This window comes from Allobosea sp. RAF48, from assembly GCF_052114025.1.
In the GTDB taxonomy this organism is placed as follows: domain Bacteria; phylum Pseudomonadota; class Alphaproteobacteria; order Rhizobiales; family Beijerinckiaceae; genus Allobosea.
In genome coordinates this window covers 1-21,370 of sequence record NZ_JBFRDZ010000032.1, presented here as the reverse complement: position 1 = coordinate 21,370, position 21,370 = coordinate 1, and the positions used below count along the sequence as shown (strand labels likewise).

Here is a 21,370-nt window from a genome sequence, read left to right as displayed (position 1 = left end):
GCAATGATCGAAGCGACGACGCCGGCGCCGACGGTGCGGCCRCCTTCGCGGATGGCGAAGCGCAGCTTCTCTTCCATCGCGATCGGGGCGATCAGCGTCACCTCCATCGAGATGTTGTCGCCCGGCATCACCATCTCCGTGCCCTCAGGCAGCGTCACCACGCCGGTCACGTCCGTCGTGCGGAAGTAGAACTGCGGGCGGTAGTTGGTGAAGAACGGCGTGTGACGGCCACCCTCTTCCTTCGTCAGGATGTAGGCCTCGGCCTTGAACTTCGTGTGCGGCTTCACAGAGCCCGGCTTGCACAGCACCTGGCCGCGCTCGACGTCCTCGCGCTTCGTGCCGCGCAGCAGCGCGCCGATGTTGTCGCCCGCCTGGCCCTGGTCGAGCAGCTTGCGGAACATCTCGACGCCCGTGACGGTCGTCTTCACGGTGTCCTTCAGGCCGACGATCTCGATTTCCTCGCCGACCTTGACGATGCCGCGCTCGACGCGGCCGGTCACCACCGTGCCACGGCCCGAGATCGAGAACACGTCCTCGACCGGCATCAGGAACGGCTGGTCGATCGGGCGCTCCGGCTGCGGGATGTAGTCGTCGACCGTCTTCATCAGCGCGATCACCGCGTCATGGCCGATTTCCGGCGTGACGTTGTCGAGGGCGGCCTTGGCCGAGCCCTTGGTGATCGGGATGTCGTCGCCGGGGAAGTCGTACTTCGACAGAAGCTCGCGGATCTCCATCTCGACGAGCTCCAGCAGCTCGGCGTCGTCGACCAGGTCGACCTTGTTCATGAACACCACCAGCGCGGGAACGCCGACCTGGCGCGCCAGCAGGATGTGCTCGCGGGTCTGCGGCATCGGGCCGTCGGCCGCCGACACCACAAGGATCGCGCCGTCCATCTGCGCCGCGCCCGTGATATCTGGTCATACGCCGTGAACGACGCGCCGCCCGACTCCGCCAGAACCTTCGTGATCGCAGCCGTCAACGACGTCTTGCCATGGTCGACGTGACCAATCGTGCCAATGTTGCAGTGCGGCTTCGTACGAGCGAATTTCTCTTTGGCCATCGTAGCCTCCGTCAGATCTTGTTCAAATGTTCAGTCGGTTCGGTGCGGAGCTCAGGCGTACTTGGCCTGAACCTCGGCGGCGACCGCCGACGGCACCTGCTCGTAGTGGTCGAACTGCATCGTGTAGTTCGCGCGGCCCTGCGAGAAGGAACGCAGCTGGTTGACGTAGCCGAACATGTTCGCCAGCGGAACCATCGCATTGATCACGACGGCGTTGCCGCGCATGTCCTGGCCCTGGATCTGGCCGCGACGCGAGTTCAGGTCGCCGATGACCGAACCGGTATAGTCTTCCGGGGTCACGACCTCGACCTTCATGATCGGCTCGAGCAGCACGGAGCCGCCCTTCTGCAGACCTTCGCGCAGCGCTGCACGGGAGGCGATTTCGAAGGCCAGGGCCGACGAGTCGACTTCGTGGAAGGCGCCGTCGATCAGCGTGACCTTGACGTCGACAACCGGGAAGCCGGCGAGAACGCCCGAGCCGATGACCGAGTTCAGGCCCTTCTCGACGCCGGGGATATACTCCTTCGGCACCGAACCACCGACGACCTTCGACTCGAACTCGAAGCCCTTGCCGGTCTCGTTCGGCTCGATGACGAGCTTGACGCGGGCGAACTGGCCCGTGCCGCCGGTCTGCTTCTTGTGGGTGTAGTCGACCTCGGCCTTCTTGGTCAGCGTCTCGCGATACGCAACCTGCGGCGCGCCGATATTGGCGTCGACCTTGTAGGTGCGCTTCAGGATGTCGACCTTGATGTCGAGATGGAGCTCGCCCATGCCCTTCAGGATGGTCTGGCCGCTCTCCTGGTCGGTCGACACGCGGAAGGACGGATCCTCGTTCGCGAGCTTCGACAGGGCGAGGCCCAACTTCTCCTGGTCGGCCTTGGACTTCGGCTCGATCGCGATCGTGATGACCGGCTCGGGGAACTCCATGCGCTCCAGGATGACCGCCTGGGCGGGATCGCAGAGCGTGTCGCCGGTGCGGACGTCCTTGAGGCCGGCCAGGGCGACGATGTCGCCGGCATAAGCCTCCTTGATGTCCTCGCGGTTGTTCGCATGCATCAGGAGCATGCGACCAACGCGCTCCTTCTTGTCGCGGGTGGAGTTGATCACGCCCTGGCCGGCTTCGACCTTGCCCGAATAGATGCGGCAGAAGGTGATCGTGCCGACAAAGGGGTCGTCCATGATCTTGAAGGCGAGCATCGCGAAGGGATCCTCGTCCGTCGGATTGCGGACGGTCGGCTCTTCGGTCTTGAAGTCGATGCCTTCGACCGCGCCACGATCCACCGGCGAGGGCAGATAGTCGACGACCGCGTCGAGCAGCGGCTGCACGCCCTTGTTCTTGAAGGACGAGCCGCAGAGGACGGGGTGGAACGCACGACGCTGCACAGCGGTGCGCACCAGGCGACGCAGGGTATCGGCGTCCGGCTCGGTGCCTTCGAGATAGGCTTCCATCGCGGCGTCGTCCATCTCGACGGCGGCCTCGACAAGCTTCGAGCGGTACTCGGCGGCCTTCTCAGCAAGGTCGGCCGGGATGTCCTGCTCCTCGAACGAGGCGCCGAGCGCTTCGCCGTTCCAGACGATCGCCTTCATCTTCACGAGGTCGACGACACCCGCGAAGTTGGACTCCGAACCGATCGGAATCTGCAGGCAGACGGGCTTTCCGGCGACGCGGTCGATGATGTCCTGGACGCAGCGATAGAAATCGGCGCCGATCTTGTCCATCTTGTTGACGAAGACGACGCGCGGAACGTCATACTTGTCGGCCTGGCGCCAGACCGTCTCGGTCTGGGGCTCGACGCCCTGGTTGCCGTCGAGAACGCAGACGGCGCCGTCGAGAACGCGCAGCGAACGCTCGACCTCAATGGTGAAGTCGACGTGGCCGGGGGTGTCGATGATGTTCAGGCGGTTGTCGCGCCAGAAGCAGGTCGTCGCAGCCGAGGTGATCGTGATGCCACGCTCCTGCTCCTGCGTCATCCAGTCCATGGTCGCGGCGCCGTCATGGACTTCGCCGATCTTATGGGACTTGCCGGTGTAGTAGAGGATGCGCTCGGTCGTCGTCGTCTTGCCGGCATCAATGTGGGCCATGATGCCGAAGTTGCGATAACGGTCGATGGGATGGGAACGGGCCATGATCGTGCTCTGTGTCTCGGTTCGGCGCGCCGCTTACCAGCGGTAGTGCGAGAAGGCGCGGTTGGCTTCCGCCATCCGGTGCGTGTCTTCACGCTTCTTCACGGCGTTGCCGCGGTTGTTGGCGGCGTCCATCAGCTCGGCCGACAGGCGCTCCACCATGGTCTTGTCGTTGCGGCCGCGAGCGGCAGCGATCAGCCAGCGGATCGCAAGCGCCTGGCGGCGCTCAGTGCGAACCTCGACCGGAACCTGATAGGTCGCACCGCCGACGCGGCGGGAGCGGACCTCGATCGCCGGAGCGACGTTCTCGAGTGCCGACTTGAAGACGCCGAGCGGCTCGCTCTTGGTCTTGCTCTCGATGATATCGAAGGCACCGTAGACGATCCGCTCGGCGGTCGACTTCTTACCTTCGTACATCACGGAGTTCATGAACTTGGTCACGACGATATCGCCGAACTTCGGGTCCGGGATAACTTCGCGCTTTTCGGCACTGTGGCGGCGGGACATCGTCTAGTCTCCGGTCAATCTGGAACGCTGCGGACCGGCTCGGATCGAACGACCCCGCCGGCCTGGCAGAAAATTACTTCGGACGCTTCGCGCCGTACTTCGAACGGCGCTGCTTGCGGTTCTTGACGCCCTGCGTGTCGAGCACACCGCGCAGGATGTGATAGCGCACGCCGGGAAGGTCCTTCACGCGGCCGCCACGGATCATGACGACCGAGTGCTCCTGAAGGTTGTGACCTTCACCCGGAATGTAGCCGATCACCTCGAAGCCGTTCGTCAGACGAACCTTGGCAACCTTGCGGAGCGCCGAGTTCGGCTTCTTCGGGGTCGTCGTATAAACGCGCGTGCAGACGCCGCGCTTCTGCGGGCACGACTCGAGCGCCGGGGCGGTGTTACGCGCCTTCACGGGTGAGCGCGGCTTGCGGATGAGCTGGCTGATTGTCGGCATTCTGGCCTCTCGCCCCACTGAGCGTTTGGAAATTCTCTGGTCAATCTCCCAGGGCGAGCGAGGCCATGACATAAACGAAGCCGCGCCATCGGCTCCCTTTAGGGGCCTCAGGCGCGCTCGCCATGCAGAGGAACACGGGAAACCCGCGTTCATGCGTCTTGCCATGTCGTCGTTCGACGCTGGAATTCCGACGGAGTTTCGGTCGCGAAACTCGCTTGCGAATCTGGCGCAAGCGACAAACGTGTCCGACAACCGTCGACAGTGGCGCGCTTATGACTCACAGAAGGATTCGCGTCAACCCCGAAACCGCCGAAAAGGCCGTTGTTTTGCGGGGTTCGGGTAGGTTACGCCGGTGCCTGCCTTACCGTGAAACAAAAAGGCCGCCCGGAGGGGGCGGCCTTTCCGATGATTACCGAAGATTGCTCCGGCGATTCTTACTCCGCAGCAGGCAGGACCGCTGCAGCTTCCTTGGCGGCCTTCGCCGCCGCGTCCGCCTTCTGGCCGACGATGAGATCGTCGCGACGCGTGGCCACCTGCTTGATGCGGGCGACCTGGGCGCCGGTGCCGGCCGGGATGAGCGAGCCGACGATGACGTTCTCCTTCAGGCCTTCGAGCATGTCGGACTTGCCGTTGACCGCCGCCTCCGTGAGGACGCGAGTGGTCTCCTGGAACGACGCCGCCGAGATGAAGGAGCGGGTCTGCAGCGACGCCTTGGTGATGCCGAGCAGGACCGGCACGCCGGAAGCCGGCTTCTTGCCCTCCTCGCGCAGCTTCGCGTTGACCTCTTCCAGCTCGATACGATCGATCTGGTCGCCGGTCAGGATGTCGCTGTCGCCCGACTCCGTGATCTCGACCTTCTGCAGCATCTGCCGGACGATGACCTCGATGTGCTTGTCGTTGATGGTCACGCCCTGGAGGCGATAGACCTCCTGGATTTCGTTGACCAGATAAGCCGCCAGCTCCTCGACGCCCTTGATCGCAAGGATGTCGTGCGGCGCCGGGTTTCCGTCGAGGATGTAGTCGCCGACCTCCACGACATCGCCTTCCTGGAGATGGATGTGCTTGCCCTTCGGGATCAGGTACTCGACCCCGTCGGAACCGTCATGCGGCGTCAGCGTGACGCGACGCTTGTTCTTGTAGTCCTTGCCGAAGCCGATGACGCCCGACTTCTCGGCGATGATCGCCGCATCCTTCGGACGACGCGCCTCGAACAGCTCCGCGACGCGCGGCAGACCGCCGGTGATGTCGCGGGTCTTGGCCGAGTCGGTCGAGACACGGGCGAGCACGTCGCCGGCCTTGATCGCGTGGCCCGGCTCCACCGAGATGATGCCGTCGACCGGCAGGATGTAGCGGGCCTCGCCACCACGGGCGAGCTTCGCCACCTTGCCGTCCGCGCCGAAGATCACCATCGCCGGCTTGAGATCGGCCGTACGGGCCGAACCGCGCCAGTCGATGACGACGCGCTTCGAGATGCCGGTCGCCTCGTCGGTCGTCTCCGTGATCGACATGCCGTCCACGAGATCCTCGTAGCCGACCTTGCCGTCCACTTCCGCCAGGATCGGGCGGGAATAGGGATCCCACTCGATCAGACGCTGGCCGCGCTTGACCTTGTCACCCTCGTCCACGCGCAGCTTCGAGCCGAACTGGACGCGATGGACCGCGCGCTCGGCGCCGTCCGGGCCGACGATCACGATGGCGATGTTCCGCGCCATGGCGATCAGGTCGCCGTCCGAGTTCCGCGCGACGTTGCGGTTGCGCATCTTGACCGTGCCTTCGAAGTTCGACTCGACGAAGGACTGGTCGGCGATGGTGGCCGCGCCGCCGATGTGGAAGGTACGCATGGTAAGCTGCGTGCCCGGCTCGCCGATCGACTGCGCCGCGATGACGCCAACGGCCTCGCCCATGTTGACGGGCGTGCCGCGGGCCAGATCGCGCCCGTAGCAGGTGGCGCAGACGCCGTTCTTGGTCTCGCAGGTGAGAACCGAACGGATCTTCACCTCCTGGACGCCGGCGGCATTGATCTTGGCGATGTCGCTCTCTTCGATCACGACGCCCTTGGCGACGAGGACCTTGCCCTCGACGTCGACGACGTCCTCGGCCGCGGCGCGACCCAGGATGCGCATGCCGAGCGAGGCCACGATCTGGCCGGCATCGACGATGGCACGCATCTTGATGCCGTTATCCGAGCCGCAATCCACCTCGGAGATAATCGCGTCCTGCGCCACGTCGACGAGACGGCGCGTGAGATAGCCGGAGTTGGCCGTCTTGAGCGCCGTGTCGGCGAGGCCCTTGCGGGCGCCGTGGGTCGAGTTGAAGTACTCGAGAACGTCGAGGCCTTCCTTGAAGTTCGAGATGATCGGCGATTCGATGATCTCGCCCGACGGCTTGGCCATCAGGCCGCGCATGGCGGCGAGCTGGCGCATCTGCGCCGGCGAACCACGGGCGCCGGAGTGCGACATCATGTAGATCGAGTTGATCTGCTTGTCGCGGCCGGTCTCGTCCTTCTGGACGGTCGAGATGCGGGCCATCATCTCCTGGGCGAGCTTGTCGGAGCACTTCGCCCAGGCGTCGACGACCTTGTTGTACTTCTCGCCCTGCGTGATCAGGCCGTCCTGGTACTGCTGCTCGTAGTCCTTTGCGAGCGCGCGGGTCGTGTCGACGATCTGCCACTTGTTCTCCGGCACGACCATGTCGTCCTTGCCGAAGGAGATGCCGGCCTTGAAGGCGTGACGGAAGCCCAGCGCCATGACGCGGTCGCAGAAGATCACCGATTCCTTCTGACCGCAGCCGCGATACACGGCGTCGATCATTCCGGAAATTTCCTTCTTGGTCATCAGGCGGTTGCTGACGTCGAAGGATACGGCCGGGTGGTCAGGCAGCGCGGTCGAGAGGATCACGCGGCCCGGCGTGGTGTCGTAGATCTTCGTGTACGGCTTGCCGTCCTTGCCGGTGCCGGTCCAGCGATATTTGATCTTCGAATGCAGCGTCACGACCTTCTCGTGCAGCGCATGCTCGAGTTCGCCGAAATCGCCGAAGACCTTGCCCTGGCCGGGCTCGCCGTCCGAGACGATCGAGAGATAGTAGAGACCGAGCACGATGTCCTGCGACGGCACGATGATCGGCATGCCGTTCGCTGGGTGCAGGATGTTGTTGGTCGACATCATCAGCACGCGCGCTTCCAGCTGCGCCTCGAGCGACAGCGGGACGTGCACAGCCATCTGGTCGCCGTCGAAGTCCGCGTTGAAGGCGGCGCAGACCAGCGGGTGCAGCTGGATCGCCTTGCCCTCGATCAGCACGGGCTCGAAGGCCTGGATGCCGAGGCGGTGCAGCGTCGGCGCGCGGTTCAGCATCACCGGATGCTCGCGGATGACCTCGTCCAGGATATCCCAGACCTCCGGCTTCTCCTTCTCGACGAGCTTCTTGGCCTGCTTGACCGTGGTCGAATAACCCTTGGCGTCGAGGCGCGCATAGATGAACGGCTTGAACAGCTCGAGCGCCATCTTCTTCGGCAGGCCGCACTGGTGCAGCTTCATCTCCGGGCCGACGACGATGACCGAACGGCCCGAGTAGTCGACGCGCTTGCCGAGCAGGTTCTGCCGGAAGCGGCCCTGCTTGCCCTTCAGCATGTCGGCGAGCGACTTCAGCGGGCGCTTATTGGCGCCCGTGATGACGCGGCCGCGGCGGCCGTTGTCGAACAGGGCGTCGACCGACTCCTGCAGCATCCGCTTCTCGTTGCGGATGATGATGTCCGGCGCGCGCAGCTCGATCAGCCGCTTCAGGCGGTTGTTGCGGTTGATGACGCGGCGGTAGAGGTCGTTCAGGTCCGAGGTCGCGAAGCGGCCGCCGTCGAGCGGCACGAGCGGACGCAGATCCGGCGGGATGACCGGGATCTGGGTCATCACCATCCATTCCGGCTTGTTGCCCGACTCCTGGAAGGCCTCGATGATCTTGAGGCGCTTCATCAGCTTCTTGGGCTTCAGCTCCGACGTCGTCGTCGCGATCTCATGCTTCAGATCGGCGTTGATCTGGTCGAGGTCGAGCGCGCGCAGCATCTCGCGAATGGCTTCCGCGCCGATCATGGCGGTGAAGGTGTCCGCGCCGTACTCCTCCTGAGCCCGGACGTACTCCTCCTCCGACAGCAGCTGACGGTCCTTGAGCGGGGTCAGGCCCGGCTCGATGACGACGTAGCTTTCGAAGTAGAGGATGCGCTCGAGGTCCTTGAGCGGCATATCCATCAGCAGGCCGATGCGCGAGGGCAGCGACTTAAGGAACCAGATATGCGCCACCGGGGCGGCGAGCTCGATATGGCCCATGCGCTCGCGCCGAACGCGGGCGAGCGTGACTTCGACGCCGCACTTCTCGCAGATGACGCCCTTGAACTTCATGCGCTTGTACTTGCCGCACAGGCACTCGTAGTCCTTGATGGGCCCGAAGATGCGGGCGCAGAACAGGCCGTCACGCTCCGGCTTGAACGTGCGGTAGTTGATGGTCTCCGGCTTTTTGATCTCGCCATAGGACCAGGACAGGATCTTCTCCGGGCTCGCGATCGAGATCTTGATCGCGTCGAAGGCCTGCTGGACCGGCTGCTGGCCGAAAAGGTTCATGACCTCTTGCTTCATCGCCTGTCTCCTTCCGCCGGCGGGGGCTAGGGCCGCCCTGCCCGGCTCGTAAATTCCGTCGGCCGGCGGCATCAGTGCCGCCGGCATCTATCCAAGGCTTGGTTAACGGCTCACTCGGCCGCTTCGGCCGGCGGCAACTCGCCCGGCTTCACCTTGTTGTTGATCAGCTCGACGTTGAGGCCGAGCGAACGCATCTCCTTGACGAGAACGTTGAAGCTCTCGGGGATGCCTGCCTCGAAGTTGTCCTCGCCGCGCACGATCGACTCGTAGACCTTGGTGCGGCCCGCGACGTCGTCCGACTTCACCGTCAGCATCTCCTGCAGCGTGTAGGCGGCGCCGTAAGCCTCGAGCGCCCAGACCTCCATTTCGCCGAAGCGCTGGCCGCCGAACTGCGCCTTGCCGCCCAGCGGCTGCTGGGTGACGAGCGAGTACGGGCCGATCGAACGGGCGTGGATCTTGTCGTCCACGAGGTGGTGCAGCTTCAGCATGTAGATGTAGCCCATCGTGACCTTGCGGTCGAAGGGTTCACCCGTGCGCCCGTCATAGAGGGTCGACTGACCCGACGAGTGCAGGCCCGCCTGCTCCAGCAGCCGCTCGATATCGGCTTCCTTGGCACCGTTGAAGACCGGGGTCGCCACCGGCACGCCACGGCGCAGGTTCTGGCCCATCTCGACGAGTTCGTTCTCGTCCATCGAGGCAATGATCTCATTGTCCTCGTAGACGGCGTCGAACTGAGCCTTCAGCGCCTTGAAGTCGTTCGTCTTCTTGTAGGCGTCGAGGGCCTGCGAGATCTGCTTGCCGAGACCGGCGGCGGCCCAGCCCAGATGGGTCTCCAGGATCTGTCCGACGTTCATGCGGCTGGGCACGCCGAGCGGGTTCAGCACGATGTCGGCATGGGTACCGTCCTCGAGGAACGGCATGTCCTCCACCGGCACGATGCGCGAGACCACGCCCTTGTTGCCGTGACGGCCGGCCATCTTGTCGCCCGGCTGGATCTTGCGCTTCACCGCGACGAAGACCTTGACCATCTTCATCACGCCCGGAGGCAGTTCGTCACCGCGCTGCAGCTTCTCGACCTTGTCGAGGAAGCGCTGCTCAAGGCGCTTCTTCGACTCGTCGTACTGCTTCCGCATCGCCTCGATCTCGGTCATCAGCGAGTCTTCGGCGGTCGCGAACAGCCACCATTGCGAACGCGGGAACTCGCTCATCACCTCGCGGGTGATGACCGTGTCCTTCTTGAAGCCCTTCGGGCCGGCGAGACCGGTCTTGCCGGTCAGGATCTCGGCCAGACGCGCGAAGGTGTTGCGGTCCAGGATCGCCTGCTCGTCGTCACGGTCCTTGGCAAGACGCTCGATCTCCTCGCGCTCGATCGCCTGGGCGCGCTCGTCCTTGTCGACGCCGTGGCGGTTGAACACGCGGACCTCGACGATCGTGCCCTGCACGCCGGGCGGAACGCGCAGCGAGGTGTCGCGGACGTCCGAAGCCTTCTCGCCGAAGATGGCGCGCAGCAGCTTCTCTTCCGGGGTCATCGGGCTCTCGCCCTTCGGCGTGATCTTGCCGACGAGGATGTCGCCCGCCGCAACCTCGGCGCCGATATAGACGATGCCGGCTTCGTCGAGGTTCTTCAGCGCCTCTTCCGAAACGTTCGGAATGTCGCGCGTGATTTCCTCAGGGCCCAGCTTGGTGTCGCGGGCCATGACCTCGAACTCCTCGATATGGATCGAGGTGAAGACGTCCTCGGAGACGATCTTCTCGGAGAGAAGGATCGAGTCCTCGAAGTTGTAGCCGTTCCACGGCATGAACGCGACGAGCACGTTGCGGCCGAGCGCGAGCTCGCCGAACTCGGTCGACGGGCCGTCCGCGACAATGTCGCCCTTCTTGACGACGTCGCCGACGCGCACCAGCGGGCGCTGCGTGATGCAGGTCGACTGGTTCGAGCGCTGGAACTTCTGCAGACGGTAGATGTCGACGCCCGGCTTCGTCGGATCCATCTCCTCCGAAGCGCGGATGACGATACGGGTCGCGTCGACCTGGTCGACGATGCCGGCGCGGCGGGCCGCGATGGCGGCACCCGAGTCACGGGCGACGACCGCTTCCATGCCGGTGCCGACGAAGGGCGCGTCGGCGCGAACCAGCGGCACCGCCTGGCGCTGCATGTTCGAGCCCATCAGCGCGCGGTTGGCGTCGTCGTTCTCGAGGAACGGGATCAGCGCCGCGGCAACCGAAACGAGCTGTTTCGGCGACACGTCCTGGAAGTCGACCTTGTCGACCGGCGTGACGATGACCTCGCCGGCGCGGCGGCAGACGATCAGGTCGTCCGTCAGACGGCCTTCCTTGTCGACGGCGGCGTTCGCCTGGGCGACGTTGTACTTCGCCTCTTCCATCGCCGAGAGATAGATCACCTCGTCCGTGACCTTGCCGTCGCGGATGCGGCGATACGGGCTCTCGATGAAGCCGTACTTGTTCACCCGCGCGAAGGTGGCGAGCGAGTTGATCAGGCCGATGTTCGGACCTTCCGGCGTCTCGATCGGGCAGATGCGGCCGTAATGCGTCGGGTGCACGTCGCGCACCTCGAAGCCGGCGCGCTCGCGGGTCAGACCACCCGGGCCAAGCGCCGAAAGGCGGCGCTTGTGAGTGACTTCCGAAAGCGGGTTCGTCTGGTCCATGAACTGCGAGAGCTGCGACGAGCCGAAGAACTCGCGCACGGCCGCAGCCGCGGGCTTCGCGTTGATCAGGTCCTGCGGCATCACCGTGTCGATGTCGACCGAGGACATGCGCTCCTTGATGGCGCGCTCCATGCGCAGCAGGCCCAGGCGATACTGGTTCTCCATCAGCTCGCCGACCGAGCGCACGCGCCGGTTGCCGAGATGGTCGATGTCGTCGATCTCGCCCTTGCCGTCGCGCAGGTCGACCAGCGCCTTGACGACCGCGAAGATGTCCTCCTTGCGCAGGATGCGCACGGTGTCCTCGGCGTCGAGGTCGAGGCGCATGTTCATCTTCACGCGGCCGACGGCGGAGAGGTCGTAGCGCTCGGCGTCGAAGAACAGCGACTGGAACATGTTCTCAGCCGTCTCGAGGGTCGGCGGCTCGCCCGGGCGCATCACGCGGTAGATGTCGAACAGGGCTTCCTCGCGGCGCGAGTTCTTGTCGACGTTGAGCGTGTTGCGGATGTAGGGGCCGACGGTGATGTGGTCGATGTCCAGCACCGGGATCTCGTCGAAGCCGTCATCGGTCAGCTGCTTCAGCAGCTTCTCGGTGATCTCCTCGCCGGCCTCGGCATAGACCTCGCCGGTCATCGGGTTGACCAGGTCTTCCGCGATGTACTGGGTGTACAGGTCCTCGTCCTGCGCGCGCAGGAACTTCAGGCCCTTCTCGGCGAGCTGGCGGGCGGTGCGGGCGACGAGCTTCTTGCCGGCCTCGACCACGACCTCGCCGGTATCGGCGTCGATCAGGTCCTCGGAGGCCTTGAAGCCCTTCATGCGCTCCGCATCGTAGGGAACGCGCCAGCCCTTGGCGTCCTTGGTGTAGGTGATGTGGTTGTAGAAGCGGTTGAGGATCTCCTCGCCGTCCATGCCGAGCGCGAACAGCAGCGAGGTGACCGGGATCTTACGCTTCCGGTCGATGCGGGCATAGACGATGTCCTTGGCGTCGAACTCGATGTCGAGCCAGGAACCGCGATACGGGATGATGCGCGCGGCGAAGAGCAGCTTGCCCGAGGAGTGGGTCTTGCCCTTGTCGTGGTCGAAGAACACGCCCGGCGAACGGTGCATCTGCGAGACGATGACGCGCTCGGTGCCGTTGACGATGAAGGTGCCGTTATCCGTCATGAGCGGCATGTCGCCCATGTAGACATCCTGCTCCTTGATGTCCTTGACCGACTTGGCCTGGGTGTCCGGATCGATATCGAACACGATCAGGCGCAGCGTCACCTTGAGCGGCGCCGAGAAGGTCATGCCGCGCTGGCGGCACTCGTCGACGTCGTATTTCGGCGGCTCGAAGGTGTACTTCACGAACTCCAGCAGCGACGCGCCGGAGAAGTCGCCGATCGGGAAGACCGACTTGAAGACGGACTGCAGGCCTTCGTCGGGGCGACCGCCCTTGGGCTCGTCAACCATCAGGAACTGGTCGTAGGACGCCTTCTGAACCTCGATGAGGTTCGGCATCTGCGCCACTTCCTTGAGTTTGCCGAAGAACTTGCGGACGCGCCTGCGACCCTGGAGCGAATTGACCATGTTGTTCCTCGCAATCTCTTCGGACGGCTCACCCGGTGGTCCGTGACGGCAGCCATAGGCCGCCGGGTGAGCCGTTCGGCGCCGCATCGCGCCGCCCATGCATTTCCATCGAAACTGCGCCGCACGGTTGCAGCAAGCCTCGACAACAACTCCCGCGCACCAGCGCGGAAACGACGCAACAGCCCCGGAGGCGTAGCTGCCCCGGGACTGTCGATATTGACTACGGTCGGACCGGCATCAGCCGGCCCAAGCTCACTTGAGCTCGACCTTGGCGCCGACGGCCTCGAGCTGCTTCTTGAGCTTCTCGGCCTCGTCCTTGGCAACGCCTTCCTTGACCGGCTTCGGAGCGCCTTCGACCAGGTCCTTGGCTTCCTTGAGGCCCAGGCCGGTGATGGCGCGGACTTCCTTGATCACCTCGATCTTCTTGTCGCCGGCCGAAGCCAGGACAACGGTGAACTCGGTCTGCTCTTCGACAGCAGCGGCGGCAGCGCCACCAGCGGCCGGGCCAGCCGCAACGGCGACGGCGGCGGCGGCGGAAACGCCCCACTTCTCTTCGAGGAGCTTCGCGAGCTCGGCGGCCTCGAGAACGGTGAGCGACGACAGCTCGTCGACGAGCTTGGTAAGATCGGCCATTTTGGGTTCCTACGTGTAAGAGGTTCGAACGATATCGGGATCAGCTGGCCGTTCAGGCCGCATCCTTGTCGGCATATGCCTGGAACACCCGCGCGAGCTTCGCAGCCGGCGCAGTCGAGAGCTGCGCAAGCTTCGTGGCCGGGGCCTGGATAAGGCCGACCAACTTGGCACGCAGTTCGTCGAGCGAGGGCATCGTGGCCAGAGCCTTGACACCATCGGGGTTCAGGGCGGTCGTGCCCATCGCGCCGCCCAGGATGACGAGCTTGTCGTTCTCCTTGGCGAAAGCGGTGGCGACCTTCGGCGCCGCGACCGGATCGTTGGAATAAGCGATCAGGGTGGGACCCGTCAGCAACTTGCTGATGGACGCGACGTCGGTGCCTTCAAGAGCGATCTTGGCCAGCCGGTTCTTTGCGACCTTAACAGTGGCGCCATTCGCCTTCATCTCGCGACGAAGCTTCTGGAACTGGGCCACGGTCAAGCCCGCATAGTGGGCCACGACGACGACCGAAGTGTTCGCAAACACCTCGTTCAGCGACGCGACGGCATCTTTCTTTGCCGTTTTATCCACTGGGCTCTCTCCGGTAGGCGACAAGCTTTTGAAGGCTCGCCGCCGGTTGCAAATGCCGCTTCCTGGAACCCCGGTTGACACCGGCGCCCCGTGAAGCGACGCTTGGTGCCCTGTCCCCGCTCCCGGCCCCCTCGAGGGCCACGACCAGGCGAGATGGTTCGAACCGTCTTTTCCGGACCTCGCGATCCGGGACTAAGCTCTTGCACCGTCTATGCAGGCCTCTTGGCGAAATTATGCTCCCGGACGAACCGGGAAGGCACCTGCAGTCTCAGACAGGACTGGGTGATTCCTGCTCGAAAGATCACTCTCCCGACCTTGAAACACCCATTTCTTCAGCGGAAACCCGCCGAAAAACGCGAAACGGACCCCTTCGTGTCAAGCACGCCGGAGCCTCGTCACTTATGGAAACAGGCGTGCGTATAGCGCTTTCGCCTGCTTCTGCCAAGTAGGCTCTTGACTTCACGAAATCAAGAGCGGGCGGACGGCCGGCGATCCGGCCGCCCTTCCCTGAGATCAGCCGCCGATGACGGTGTTCGGCTCGACCTTGACGCCCGGACCCATGGTCGACGAGATCGCGACGCGCTGGATATAGGTGCCCTTGGCGCCGGCGGGCTTCGCCTTGGCGACCGAGTCGACGAACGCCTTGATGTTCTCCGAGAGCTTCTCGGCCGAGAACGAGGCTTTGCCGACGGCGGCGTGGATGATGCCGGCCTTCTCGACGCGGAACTCGACCGAACCACCCTTCGAAGCAGCGACGGCGGCGGTGACGTCCATGGTGACGGTGCCGACGCGCGGGTTCGGCATCAGGCCGCGCGGGCCGAGCACCTTACCGAGACGACCGACGAGACCCATCATGTCCGGGGTCGCGATGCAGCGATCGAAGTTGATCTCGCCCTTCTGAACGGACTCGACGAGCTCTTCAGCGCCGACGATGTCAGCGCCCGCAGCCTTGGCCTCATCGGCCTTGGCGCCACGAGCGAACACGGCGACGCGCAGCGTACGGCCCGAGCCGTTCGGCAGGTTGCAGACGCCGCGGACCATCTGGTCTGCGTGACGCGGATCGACGCCGAGGTTCATCGCGATCTCGACGGTCTCGTCGAACTTCGCGTTGGCGCGCTCCTTGACGAACGTGACAGCCTGATCGAGCGAATAGAGCTTGGTGCGGTCAATGCCATCACGGCCCTTGACGACGCGCTTTCCGACATGTGCCATTGTCAGCCTCCCCTCAGCCCACGACTTCCAGGCCCATGGACCTGGCCGAGCCACGGATCATGGCCGAAGCCGATTCAACGGTGTCGCAGTTGAGATCCGCCATCTTCTTCTCGGCGATCTCGGCGATCTGCGCAGCGGTCACCTTGCCGACGTTGCCGCCACGGCCCGGGGTCTTCGAGCCGGAGGTCAGGCCAGCGGCCTTCTTCAGCCAGTACGAGACCGGCGGCTGCTTCATCTCGAAGGTGAAGGAGCGATCCTGATACGCGGTGATGATCACCGGGATCGGCATGCCCTTTTCCATCTGCTGGGTCTTCGCATTGAAGGCCTTGCAGAATTCCATGATGTTGAGGCCGCGCTGACCGAGCGCGGGACCGATCGGCGGCGACGGATTGGCCGCGCCCGCCGGAACCTGAAGCTTCACGTAGCCCGTGATCTTCTTTGCCATGATGGCTGCTCCTGCCGTCCGCTCCGCTGCCTATCGGAACGACGACGCCCCTGCCCGTCGACGTTCTCCGTCGGGGCCGGGGTGGTTGCAGTGCGTGGTGCGACGTGTTTGATCCGGCTGGCGACCGGCGCGTCTTCCACGCGGTTGAGGCCGGCCTATGGCACAGATGGGCTGGAAAGGGAAGAGGGCTTTGCCGCCTCCGCCTGCGAGGCATCCTGGATGTAGTCATCGAGCGCCAGGCAAATATGCACCGCGACCAGACCCACCAGCACGAAGGCCAGAACCGCGTGGCTGCGAAACAGCATATGCGCATAGCCGGCACCTTCCGGCCATATCGCCGGCAGCGAAATTCCGCCGTAGATCTCGCGTGCGCCGAAATCGGACACGCCCGCCAGGCCGAGCAACGGGATCGCGACCAGCAGGGCGTATAGAATCCGATGGACCGCCCGCCCGCCAGCGTTGCGTGCCCAGCGCCCGCGCAGGCGCGCCAGAAGCCGATAGGCGAGCCGAACCGGGACCAGAAGCAGCAGCAGGAAACCGGCCGTCTTGTGGAACGTCATGAGTGCGTCCGCCCAGGCGCCGCCCCCGATTTCCTTCATCAGTATCCCGATACAGAACAGCACCAAGACCAGCACCGCCGTGCCCCAGTGCAGCGGCTTGGCGAGGCGCGGAAACCCATGGTCGCCTGTCCGCGATCGACGGGCGGTCGTGATCTTCGGAGAAGCGGCCGGCATCCTCATGCGTGCTGCACGCCTTGCGTATCGGTCATGAAGCCGTCGACGGCCTGCCGTAAAGCTGCGGCTTGACCATCGATGTCGGCAGAGGCCCGCGCCATCCGCTCAGTCATCCGGCGCCAGTCCTCGATCATGCCGGCCACCTGCTCGACCTGCTCGGCCATGCCGCGCACATCGCTGGCGGTCTGGGCGGTACCGATATTGATCGTGCGGGAGGTGTCGTCCTGCCTGCGTGCCAGTTCGGCGATCGAGTCGGCAGCGGCCTCGACGTCATTGACCGAGGCAACGAGGGCGCCAATGCGTCCGATGATCCGCTCGGCCGCCGTCCCGATCGAATCGAGCCCCTGCCGCACCTGCCCGGTCGCTTCCGCGGTCCGGTTGGCGAGTTGCTTCACCTCGGCGGCCACCACCGCGAAACCGCGCCCGCTCTCGCCGGCCCTTGCAGCCTCGATCGTCGCATTGAGCGCGAGCAGATTGGTCTGGTTGGCGACCGTGCTGATCAGCGTCACGACGGCGGAGATGGATCCGACAGCTTCGCGCAGCAGCACGCTGTCATCCGTCGCCTCCTCGACCAGCGTTTTTGCGGCGTTCGCAATGCCCGAGGTCCGCTGCGCCTCGCCGGCAGTCGTCGCGAGCAGCTCGGCGATCTCGTTCAGCGACGAGGACATCTGCTCGACATGGTTGGCCGCGCGCTGGCTCGACTGCGCCGCCGCGCCGGCATGCTGATCGACGAAGCCGGAGAGCTGCGAGAGCTCGTTCGATGCGTCGGTCATGCTCGCGGCATGGGTTTCCAGCGCCGTGGCGATGCCGGCGATGTTGCCCTGGAAGGCCTGCCCTCTGACGCGCAGCGCCCGCTGCCGCTCCACCTCTCCGGCCAGCGAGGCGAGGCGCTCCTTCGCGGCCTCCTGTTTCGTCTGTTCGTCCGACAGATGCGAATGCAGTGCCCGGCCGAGCATGCCGATCTCGTCGCCGCGGCGAGCGAGTTTCTGCACCCAGCCGGCATCCTCGCCCGGCGCGGAGAGAGCCGCAGCCATGGTCGAGATCGGGCGCACCAGCCAGCGATATTCGAAGGCGATGATCAGGGTGACCAGGAAGAGACCGAGCCCCGCCAGCAGCACTGTGTTCTGCCTTGAGCTCTCGACATGCGCGCCAAGCGCCTCGCTGACGCCCGCCACCGCCGCGTTCAGCCGAACGCGCAGCTCGTTGCGCTGCTCGACGGCTTTGCGCAGTGCCCCGCGCGCGACCGTGGCATCGGCTCCCAGCTTCGATGAAAACGCCTCCAGCCCCTGGACGGCTTCCTCCGCGCGGGCGGCAACTTCGCCCTGGCTGCGCGCGGCGACTGCTTTCATCGCTGCCTTCAAGGCCTCGATGTCGCTTGGCAGAGCGCCGCGGTCGCCCCCCGAGACGATCGTCACGACGATGCGGCTCAAGGCAGCGTCCGTTTCCGAGAGCACGGCCACCGCATCGGTATGGACAGCGAGCGCCCTGGCGAAGCCAGCGAGTTTGAGGGAGCCGATCGTCTCGGCGATGCCGAACACACAGGCGAGAACGCCGAGCATCGACGCCCAGAGCGTCAACCGCTGGCGAACCGTGGCCTTGAAGAAACTGGGAAACATTGCGCCCTGCGTCGGATTACCGACGCAGAGCCTTGGCGCAGTTGTGTTAAAGGCCGATTAACCTAACGGAAGCCGCTATAAACCGACCGGAAACGCCCTGCGGGCTCAGAGCTTCTCGACCTGGCCGTATTCCAGCTCGACCGGCGTGGCGCGGCCGAAGATCGAGACCGCGACCTTGAGGCGGGCACGGGCATGGTCGACATCCTCGACGACGCCGTTGAACGAGGCGAAGGGGCCGTCCGCGACCTTGACCTGCTCGCCGACCTCGAAAACGATCGTCGGCTTCGGGCGCTCGATGCCCTCGGCGACCTGGCCCTTGATCCGCATCGCCTCATGCTCCGGGATCGGCATGGGCTTGGCCTTGTCGGCGCCGAGGAAGCCGGTGACCTTCGGCGTGTTCTTGATGAGGTGGTAGACCTCGTCGGTCATCTCGCACTTCACCAGCACATAGCCCGGGAAGAACTTGCGCTCGGTGTCGACCTTGCGGCCCCGGCGAACCTCGACGACCTTCTCGGTCGGCACCAGCACCTCGTCGAACTTGTCGGCGAGGTTGCGCTGCGCGGCCTGGTCGCGGATCGACTGGGCGACCTTGTTCTCGAAGTTGGAATAGGCGTGGACGATATACCAGCGGGTGCTCACGTTCGTAATTCCGTTCAACGGGCGCCGAGGATGATGCCGAGCACCCAGCGGATGACGGTGTCGGTGAAGAGGAAGAACAGGCTGGAGACGACCACCATGGCGAGCACGAGGCCCGTGGTGATCAACGTCTCGCGGCGCGAAGGCCAGGTGACCTTGGACGCTTCCGTGCGCACATCCTGCAGGAACTGGAAGGGATTGGATTTCGCCATGAACCACCTCGGGTTCCGATCCCGCCCGCAGCCCCGCCGCGCGCCGAATCGGCCGTCCTGAAACATTCGCGGCGCGGGACCCGGGGAGGGTCGCGCGCCGTCATGACAAGCCTCTTACATCGCTTGGCGTCGTTAGCCAAGACCCTTTCGGGTCGCGGGCCGCTCAGCTCCGGCGCGCCGCGATCAGCAGGAAGAAGGGCCGCTCGCGCTCCTTCGCCCAGCCGGGCTCGGCGGCAACCTGCTCCGGGCTCGGAGCCCATTCGACCAGCTTGCCGAGCGTGAAGCCGGCGCCCAGCAGCAGATCGAGATAGGTCGCGATGGTGCGGTGGCGCTTGACCACGCCCTCGGCCAGCCAGTTGCTGACGCGCTCGCCCTCGTCGAGATAGCCGTTGACCGGCCAGGTCGCCCGGCCATCGGCATCGGCGAGCCATTCCTGCCGGACCGGCGCCGTCATGATCGGATGCTCGACCGAGCAGACCATCGCGCCACCCGGCTTCAGTGCCGCATGCACGCGCGCGAGCAGCCCGGCGAGATCGGCAATGTAGTGGAAGGCGAGCGAACTATAGGCGAGGTCGAAGGCATCAGCCTGCGGCGCGTAGCTTTCGAGATCGGCACGCTCGTACAGAACACGGGAATCACCGGTCTCCCGCCGCGCCCGCTCCAGCATCCTGGCGGAAACGTCGACGCCGAGCACGCTCCCGGCCCCCTCGCCCGCCGCGAAGCGGCTGAACCAGCCGAAGCCGCAGCCGAGGTCGAGCACCTGCTTGCCCCGCAGTCCCTGCAGCATGGATCGCAGCACCGGCCACTCCGGTGCGCCGTCCAGCCCGTGGACGGAACGCGGCAGCTGGCTGTAGCCCGCGAAGAAAGTCTCGTCGTCGTAGATGTTCTGGGTCATGGCGCTCGGAGAGCCGCATGGCGGTCTGCACACCAGTCACCCGAAGTGCGACTGGCAGGGGCGGTAGGGCTCGAACCTACGACAACCGGTTTTGGAGACCGGTACTCTACCAACTGAGCTACACCCCTGTAGCTGGTCGTCATGTGCCCCAAGGCGCTGCGCATTTCAAGTCGAAATCGCGCGTCATCCTCATTTGCTGTAGGGACCGAGTTCGCGGGCGTAGCGCTCGACCAGCTTCAGCCCGAACTCCGTCGGCCTGAGTGCCGGTCCGCGGTCGTGGATCGGGATGCCGGCGCGCGCGCCGAAGATGCGCTTGCCATAGCAGATCAGCGTCTCGATCGACTGCATGATGAAGGTGATCGCCGGCAATACCTCGCGATAGGCAGCATCCGCTCCGGCCTCGTCCCCGGCTCTGTAGCGGTTATAGGCCCGCAGAGCGTAGTCGATCGTGTCGGGGGCCAGGATCATGCCGCTGCAGCCGGCCCGGAAACTGTCGATGAGTTCGAGCCCGCCGCGCCCGTTCAGAATCGGCAGCCGCCCTTCGGTCACCGCGATCAGCCGCTCGATCTCGACGACCGAACCCTCGCCCTTGATCAGGCTGATGTTCGGATGCCGGCGCGTCAGTTCGCGAATGTCCTCGGCGGACAGGCCACGCCCCATATAGGCCGGCGCGTTCTGGATCGCGACCGGCAGGGAAGTCGTTTCGGCGATGCGCCCGAAGAAGTCGATGTACTCGGCCGCGCTGAAGCTGCCGACCATCGCCGGCTGCAGAATCACCCAGTCGGYGCGATTCTTCTCCGCGACCTTCACAAGCTCGGCCTGCTCCGCCACCGAGGAGCCGAAGATGGTGAAGGCAAGCGGCTTCCGGCCAGCGACATCTTCCGCCATCCACTCCATCACCATGCAGCGTTCGGTGAAGCTCAGCTTCGAGACTTCGGTGGCAAGCCCCAGAGCCGCCATGCCCTGCACATCGAGCTCGACGCTGATCTCAGCCTGCTTGCGCATCGCCGCCCGGTCGAGCCGCTCATGCTCGTCGAACAAGGCGAAGACGATTGAATGGATGCCCGGAAAGGGCGGCTTGAACGACATGGGCAGGCTCCTCCGCGGCCGGAGCGGCTGATCCGCTCTCTCGCAGCGATTGAGAGCACGGAATCACAGGCCCGCGCAGCCCATGCGACCGAAGCCGCCCCTGCATTCACGGCATGGGCTAAAAAGGCTTGTCGCAACAGAAAAGGGGCGGTGTCGCCACCGCCCCTTCCCAAATCGCTATGCGCGTCGATCAGGCAATGATCGAAGCGACGACGCCGGCGCCGACGGTGCGGCCGCCTTCGCGGATGGCGAAGCGCAGCTTCTCTTCCATCGCGATCGGGGCGATCAGCGTCACCTCCATCGAGATGTTGTCGCCCGGCATCACCATCTCCGTGCCCTCAGG

At 64.9% G+C, this 21,370-nt stretch carries 16 protein-coding genes, 1 tRNA gene and 1 pseudogene; all 18 read right to left on the bottom strand.

Features of this window, described 5'->3' with window-relative positions:
* Window positions 1–1,060 (bottom strand): annotated as a pseudogene (gene tuf, locus AB4Z10_RS29415) (elongation factor Tu); the annotation flags it as partial.
* Window positions 1,061–1,111: 51 nt separating this feature from the next.
* On the bottom strand, window positions 1,112–3,187 hold the full coding sequence (gene fusA, locus AB4Z10_RS29410) for an elongation factor G (protein ID WP_441473942.1): 2,076 nt from the start codon (window positions 3,185–3,187) through the stop codon (window positions 1,112–1,114).
* A 33-nt stretch (window positions 3,188–3,220) separates the two neighbouring features.
* Window positions 3,221–3,691 carry a 30S ribosomal protein S7 gene (gene rpsG, locus AB4Z10_RS29405; protein ID WP_441473941.1) on the bottom strand — a complete coding sequence of 157 codons (471 nt, stop codon included), beginning with the start codon at window positions 3,689–3,691 and terminating at the stop codon, window positions 3,221–3,223.
* A gap of 73 nt (window positions 3,692–3,764) precedes the next feature.
* Window positions 3,765–4,136, bottom strand: a complete 372-nt coding sequence (gene rpsL, locus AB4Z10_RS29400) for a 30S ribosomal protein S12 (protein ID WP_038358286.1) — start codon at window positions 4,134–4,136, stop codon at window positions 3,765–3,767.
* Between the two features lie 434 nt (window positions 4,137–4,570).
* Complete coding sequence (gene rpoC, locus AB4Z10_RS29395; RefSeq protein WP_441473940.1) at window positions 4,571–8,755, bottom strand: DNA-directed RNA polymerase subunit beta'; 4,185 nt, start codon at window positions 8,753–8,755, stop codon at window positions 4,571–4,573.
* A 110-nt stretch (window positions 8,756–8,865) separates the two neighbouring features.
* Window positions 8,866–12,987: a DNA-directed RNA polymerase subunit beta gene (gene rpoB / locus AB4Z10_RS29390; protein ID WP_441473939.1), complete on the bottom strand. Its 4,122-nt coding sequence runs from the start codon at window positions 12,985–12,987 to the stop codon at window positions 8,866–8,868.
* A gap of 252 nt (window positions 12,988–13,239) precedes the next feature.
* Entirely contained in the window at window positions 13,240–13,620 is a 381-nt protein-coding gene (gene rplL / locus AB4Z10_RS29385; RefSeq protein WP_441473938.1) for a 50S ribosomal protein L7/L12, read from the bottom strand.
* A gap of 52 nt (window positions 13,621–13,672) precedes the next feature.
* On the bottom strand, window positions 13,673–14,188 hold the full coding sequence (gene rplJ, locus AB4Z10_RS29380; RefSeq protein WP_441473943.1) for a 50S ribosomal protein L10: 516 nt from the start codon (window positions 14,186–14,188) through the stop codon (window positions 13,673–13,675).
* A gap of 513 nt (window positions 14,189–14,701) precedes the next feature.
* Window positions 14,702–15,400 carry a 50S ribosomal protein L1 gene (rplA, locus tag AB4Z10_RS29375; RefSeq protein WP_441473937.1) on the bottom strand — a complete coding sequence of 233 codons (699 nt, stop codon included), beginning with the start codon at window positions 15,398–15,400 and terminating at the stop codon, window positions 14,702–14,704.
* 13 nt (window positions 15,401–15,413) lie between these two features.
* Window positions 15,414–15,845: a 50S ribosomal protein L11 gene (rplK, locus tag AB4Z10_RS29370; RefSeq protein ID WP_441473936.1), complete on the bottom strand. Its 432-nt coding sequence runs from the start codon at window positions 15,843–15,845 to the stop codon at window positions 15,414–15,416.
* Between the two features lie 155 nt (window positions 15,846–16,000).
* Window positions 16,001–16,585, bottom strand: coding sequence for a cytochrome b (locus tag AB4Z10_RS29365; protein ID WP_441473935.1), 585 nt, complete (start codon window positions 16,583–16,585; stop codon window positions 16,001–16,003).
* Entirely contained in the window at window positions 16,582–18,195 is a 1,614-nt protein-coding gene (locus tag AB4Z10_RS29360) for a methyl-accepting chemotaxis protein (RefSeq protein ID WP_441473934.1), read from the bottom strand. Before AB4Z10_RS29360 ends, AB4Z10_RS29365 begins: the two co-directional genes overlap by 4 nt.
* A 105-nt stretch (window positions 18,196–18,300) precedes the next feature.
* The gene (gene nusG, locus AB4Z10_RS29355; protein WP_265059856.1) at window positions 18,301–18,834 is read right to left on the bottom strand and encodes a transcription termination/antitermination protein NusG; all 534 of its coding nucleotides are present in this window, start codon (window positions 18,832–18,834) and stop codon (window positions 18,301–18,303) included.
* A 14-nt stretch (window positions 18,835–18,848) separates the two neighbouring features.
* Window positions 18,849–19,043, bottom strand: a complete 195-nt coding sequence (secE, locus tag AB4Z10_RS29350; protein WP_441473933.1) for a preprotein translocase subunit SecE — start codon at window positions 19,041–19,043, stop codon at window positions 18,849–18,851.
* Window positions 19,044–19,206: 163 nt separating this feature from the next.
* Entirely contained in the window at window positions 19,207–19,938 is a 732-nt protein-coding gene (locus tag AB4Z10_RS29345; protein ID WP_441473932.1) for a class I SAM-dependent methyltransferase, read from the bottom strand.
* Window positions 19,939–19,990: 52 nt separating this feature from the next.
* Window positions 19,991–20,066: transfer RNA gene (locus AB4Z10_RS29340), tRNA-Trp, on the bottom strand.
* A 61-nt stretch (window positions 20,067–20,127) separates the two neighbouring features.
* Window positions 20,128–21,027, bottom strand: a complete 900-nt coding sequence (locus tag AB4Z10_RS29335; protein WP_441473931.1) for a dihydrodipicolinate synthase family protein — start codon at window positions 21,025–21,027, stop codon at window positions 20,128–20,130.
* 190 nt (window positions 21,028–21,217) lie between these two features.
* The coding region (locus AB4Z10_RS29330; protein ID WP_465247582.1) for an EF-Tu C-terminal domain-related protein at window positions 21,218–21,370 on the bottom strand (153 nt) is incomplete at its 5' end.

Excerpts from the sequence above, each read along its gene's own strand:
- AB4Z10_RS29365 (WP_441473935.1), bottom strand. The coding sequence starts at position 16,585 with ATGAGGATGCCGGCCGCTTCTCCGAAGATCACGACCGCCCGTCGATCG.
- rplA (WP_441473937.1), bottom strand. The coding sequence starts at position 15,400 with ATGGCACATGTCGGAAAGCGCGTCGTCAAGGGCCGTGATGGCATTGAC.
- rplK (WP_441473936.1), bottom strand. The coding sequence starts at position 15,845 with ATGGCAAAGAAGATCACGGGCTACGTGAAGCTTCAGGTTCCGGCGGGC.
- AB4Z10_RS29360 (WP_441473934.1), bottom strand. The coding sequence starts at position 18,195 with ATGTTTCCCAGTTTCTTCAAGGCCACGGTTCGCCAGCGGTTGACGCTC.
- rpoB (WP_441473939.1), bottom strand. The coding sequence starts at position 12,987 with ATGGTCAATTCGCTCCAGGGTCGCAGGCGCGTCCGCAAGTTCTTCGGC.
- rplL (WP_441473938.1), bottom strand. The coding sequence starts at position 13,620 with ATGGCCGATCTTACCAAGCTCGTCGACGAGCTGTCGTCGCTCACCGTT.
- rpsL (WP_038358286.1), bottom strand. The coding sequence starts at position 4,136 with ATGCCGACAATCAGCCAGCTCATCCGCAAGCCGCGCTCACCCGTGAAG.
- secE (WP_441473933.1), bottom strand. The coding sequence starts at position 19,043 with ATGGCGAAATCCAATCCCTTCCAGTTCCTGCAGGATGTGCGCACGGAA.
- AB4Z10_RS29345 (WP_441473932.1), bottom strand. The coding sequence starts at position 19,938 with ATGACCCAGAACATCTACGACGACGAGACTTTCTTCGCGGGCTACAGC.
- rpoC (WP_441473940.1), bottom strand. The coding sequence starts at position 8,755 with ATGAAGCAAGAGGTCATGAACCTTTTCGGCCAGCAGCCGGTCCAGCAG.
- rpsG (WP_441473941.1), bottom strand. The coding sequence starts at position 3,691 with ATGTCCCGCCGCCACAGTGCCGAAAAGCGCGAAGTTATCCCGGACCCG.
- fusA (WP_441473942.1), bottom strand. The coding sequence starts at position 3,187 with ATGGCCCGTTCCCATCCCATCGACCGTTATCGCAACTTCGGCATCATG.